The organism is Colwellia hornerae, assembly GCF_007954355.1.
Lineage (GTDB): Bacteria > Pseudomonadota > Gammaproteobacteria > Enterobacterales > Alteromonadaceae > Colwellia_A > Colwellia_A hornerae.
Window position 1 is genome coordinate 1 of sequence record NZ_VOLR01000055.1, and the last position, 3,912, is coordinate 3,912.

General features: G+C 35.7%; 5 protein-coding genes. 1 reads left to right on the top strand and 4 read right to left on the bottom strand.

Going from position 1 to position 3,912, the window contains the following annotated elements; all coding sequences use genetic code 11:
- Positions 1 to 370 precede the first annotated feature (370 nt).
- A complete protein-coding gene (locus tag ESZ26_RS19310) occupies positions 371 to 520 on the top strand; it encodes a hypothetical protein (protein ID WP_170246420.1) in 150 nt (49 codons plus the stop codon).
- Positions 521 to 1,021: 501 nt separating this feature from the next.
- Here ESZ26_RS19310 and ESZ26_RS18755 read toward each other — a convergent pair.
- From ESZ26_RS18755 to ESZ26_RS19515, 4 genes are all read right to left on the bottom strand, one after another.
- Positions 1,022 to 1,804 (bottom strand): tetratricopeptide repeat protein, encoded by a 783-nt coding sequence (locus ESZ26_RS18755; RefSeq protein ID WP_146801304.1) that lies wholly within the window; start codon positions 1,802 to 1,804, stop codon positions 1,022 to 1,024.
- Between the two features lie 2 nt (positions 1,805 to 1,806).
- Positions 1,807 to 2,376: an RHS repeat-associated core domain-containing protein gene (locus ESZ26_RS18760; RefSeq protein WP_146801305.1), complete on the bottom strand. Its 570-nt coding sequence runs from the start codon at positions 2,374 to 2,376 to the stop codon at positions 1,807 to 1,809.
- Positions 2,377 to 2,625: 249 nt separating this feature from the next.
- On the bottom strand, positions 2,626 to 2,976 hold the full coding sequence (locus ESZ26_RS18765) for a hypothetical protein (RefSeq protein WP_146801307.1): 351 nt from the start codon (positions 2,974 to 2,976) through the stop codon (positions 2,626 to 2,628).
- On the bottom strand, positions 2,942 to 3,912 hold a 971-nt coding region (locus ESZ26_RS19515; protein WP_146910730.1), incomplete at its 5' end, for an RHS repeat-associated core domain-containing protein. The genes ESZ26_RS18765 and ESZ26_RS19515, both read right to left, overlap by 35 nt.

Below are 3,912 nucleotides of genomic sequence, written 5' to 3' on the forward strand. Positions count from 1 at the left end.
ATTAACCTGTTGCTTGGTTATGGGTTTTCCAGACATATCTTTCTCTATTAAATTTGATATATCTGAAGTGTACCAAAACCGGTCAACCTAATTGTCGCGACCCGGCCAAGCTAATTGTCGCCTAATATATAACGGATGATCAGAGTAGAAACTTAGAGGATAAAATGAACACTATTATTTAAAAGCTCAGCAAGATCATAACCCAATCAGAGGCTAAAAATCCCCTGAATGGGTTTTGACAATAAAATTATGGTGACCAAAACGATCAACCTTTTTTGAAAAAATGACAATAAAAGAAAAATATAGGTGATAAAAGTGATCACTAAAAAACCGTTTGCATCATAGTTATGACGGGATTTAGGGAAATCTTATGATGAGGTTTGGTAAAGCTTATGATTTAAATTTGGCAAGTCGCCAATATCGTACGATGAGATCTTGGGAAACTAGCCCAAATATTGCCAAATCGTTCGATGAACAATTTGGCAAAATGTACGATGCTAATTTGGCCGGCTACAACTAGCAAATGATAAATATCAAGTTGATTTTACGCAAGAAAAACAACTCTAATTTGGCTTCAAAAGCAGCCAAAAATAAAGCCACAGTAATTTTCTAAATTCTATTGGTACTAATTGCCAAACTCCTCCGTTAATACGAGTGACCTTAATAACGGGTCATAAATAACTAATAGGAGAAATAATGCATTCATATATAGACAAAGAATATAAACAGCAAGCTATCAAAGCTTGGTATGACTTACTAGAACAAATACTAACACCAGAAGAACTTAGCTTGGTTGAACTTAAATTTATAGATGGGCACCTTAGGAGGTTTTGCCCTAAGAACATAGAAGATAAAATAGCTCGATTGAGTCGCTAGGTAAGCAGGACGCTAGGCTCATGTTCAATCCCTTTGGCTTCAAAAGCAGCCAAAAATAAAGCCTCTTACGAAGTTCCCTAATATTGGGGCACTTCACAAGGGGCTTTGGATTCAAAATTTAAAAAGGAAGCTTTCAACGTCTAAGTTATTTTTCCTCTTTATTCTCTTTTGTTATTCTTTCTAAGTAGTTCTTTTTCTTTTCATATAATTCATCGATAAATGACTGGGATTTATACCCATTTTGTTTAGCTTTCTCGAACCATGAATGGGCAAGTTCAAACTCAGTATCCCCTCTGTTATCACTCCATCGATGAGAATACATTCTACCTAGCATATGCATAGCTCCAGAATCATTACTGCCTGCGGCTTGCTCTAACAGAGTTTTTGCTTTTTCGGAAAAATGATCTAATACGAATAAAAATACCCCATAAGCTTTAATAGCTAGTACATTATTACCTTTAATTGATTGTTCATACCAATATACAGCTAGCTTTTCATTTTTATTTTTTATTTCATCATTATCTGCGTCTACAGCTCTATTTGCATAATTATTGGCCGTAAGAAGTTGCGCATTTTTATGACCGTTATTAGCCGCTCCAAGAAGCCAGCTTAGAGCAACATCACTATTCTTTTCCCGCATTGTTCCTGTTTGATACATAGAACCAATAGTGAACTGTGCTTCAACATGTCCTGCTTGTCCCGCTTTAGTTATAAAACTAAACGCTTCACGAAGGTGATTATCTAATTTAGGCCGATTATTCTTAGCAAAGTTCCAAATTTCATATTGGCTGTCAAGATCACCTTTAACAGCTAGTACCTTTAATTTTTCATATCGTAAAAGCACATCATCTTGGCTCTTGCTCGTTTCAGCATTAGCAACTCCTGTTAGACTTAAAATACTAATAAATAGATATATAAATATTTTCATAATTAGTTTATCCCTGCACTTGGAACTGTTGATTCTAGGGTATCACGTAATCTATCGAGGAGAGTAGTAGCGTTGTTTACAGCATCCCCTAGATTAGTTTTAGCTTCAATCGCAATTGCTCCTACCTTCACGTCTAATTGGGCTGCAACCGTAAGCTCATTTTTCGAATTTATCGAGGATGACAATAATCCCCCAGATCCTTTTATTGACGTTGTCTTTTCACCAGTTTGTAGATTTTCATGTTCACCAAGTGAAACTACGCCTCCTAAATCAATAGAGCTATTTTTTGATTCACTTCCAGATATTAAGCCTATAGATAAGTCAGAAGTCGGTGAAGTTTTTACAGAAACAACAATATCAATTTCAGCTGTAAGAGTCTTTAATTCTGGTTTTTTAATTTCTTGTTTATATGTATCTTCGCCCTCCATACCTGTCGGATCGGTATATTTGTATGGGTTGTTATTGGCATATGTATATCTACCAAATGAATGTATCGGGTTTCTAGTATTCCAACCAACAGGATCATTAGAGTAGAAACGCCCGATAACTGGATCATAGTATCGTGCCTGCATATAACTTAATACGAACTAGGAAGCATAGATACTCACAATAATTCTTAATTATTACAGTACCTTATAGTGCAGAGCACTTCAATGAATTTACAAGCTGAGCGCATTAATAATTAGCTCGCTTTGGTTTCAAAAGCAGCCAAAAATAAAGCCCCTGTGAAGTGATTATACGGTGTCACTTCGCAAAGGGCTTTGGATTCAAATAAATAAGAGGACGAAATGAGAATAGCTCTCAAGTGTCACCGACCCCTTTTATTTTAGACCAACTATATACATTTCATACAATGCGATGAGGCCTATTACGCTATAGATAGTTATACTTACTAAACAAAAATTTACTAACCATTTCAAATTTTCATTTAGTAAACGTTCTCTCCACTCTGGTATTAGTAAACTTATTAAAGCTAAAACATTTATTACGATAAAAGCTAGTGCAAAGTTAATTAACCCAGAACCATCACTTAAATCAATAAAGTTTAATAACAAACGACGAAGTGGGGTAGGAAATAATGTAAGTAAAGTAAAAACATCTACTATCGCTACCAAACAAAATATATAAATTGGCATATTAATTTCTCTCTTGATTTCTAAATTCAACTTCATTTCGGTTACCATGACCAGGCGAGGCTTTAATACTATCAGGAAGAGCTACTTTTGAACCTTGAGCCTTATCTGCTACTGCTGAAGCAGCACTATTACTATTTATCCCAGTATAAGAATATTTCTTATTTTCGACTACTGAATTTGCAGCCTTATCAACTTTAGCATCTATAACTTTATCTGCTCCTTCAAGTTGAGTTATATGGTCACCTAAATCACTCATGCCAGAATGAAGTGATTCCCAAGCCTTCCTATCTGTAGCATTTGTAGTGCTGGAATCCCCTAAGGTTTTACCGTCAACTTTCCCCATAATCCCTTTACCATTATTTCCAAAAGAATGCACCGTCGCTTTTGAATCTCCAACATACCTAGCATTTGAAACAATAAAGTTATGATTGGCGACAGCACCGACGAAAGTATTATCAATTGGGCGACTAACTAAAAACGATATATTACCATCAGGATCTATATACTTATAGGGATTGTTATATGCGTAAATATATCTATTAAAACCGTGAACTGGATTGCCACGAGACATGTGCCCGATAAACCCAACAGCATCATTAGAGTAGAAACGACCTATAACTGGATCATAGTATCGTGCCTGCATATAGCTTAAGCCAATATCAGTATCAAACTTATGTCCGGTATAACCTACATCGTCACTTTGTGTGCCAATCGTTTCACCAAAAGGTTGAGAGTGTAGCGTTTTGTTAATCACTCCTGATGAGTTACTAAATGCAGCAGGGCTGCCTAGATAGTCAGTATGAATATATTCTACACTAGCATTTTTTGTAGCGACTAATTTACTTCCTAAACGATAGTAATCTTTGTTAACACCACCAACTTTTCTAAACATTAGCTGACCAGATAAGCTGTACATCGAATAACTTAGGCCTGAACCATCGTTTGTTTTCACTCTTCGGTTATGGCCATCAT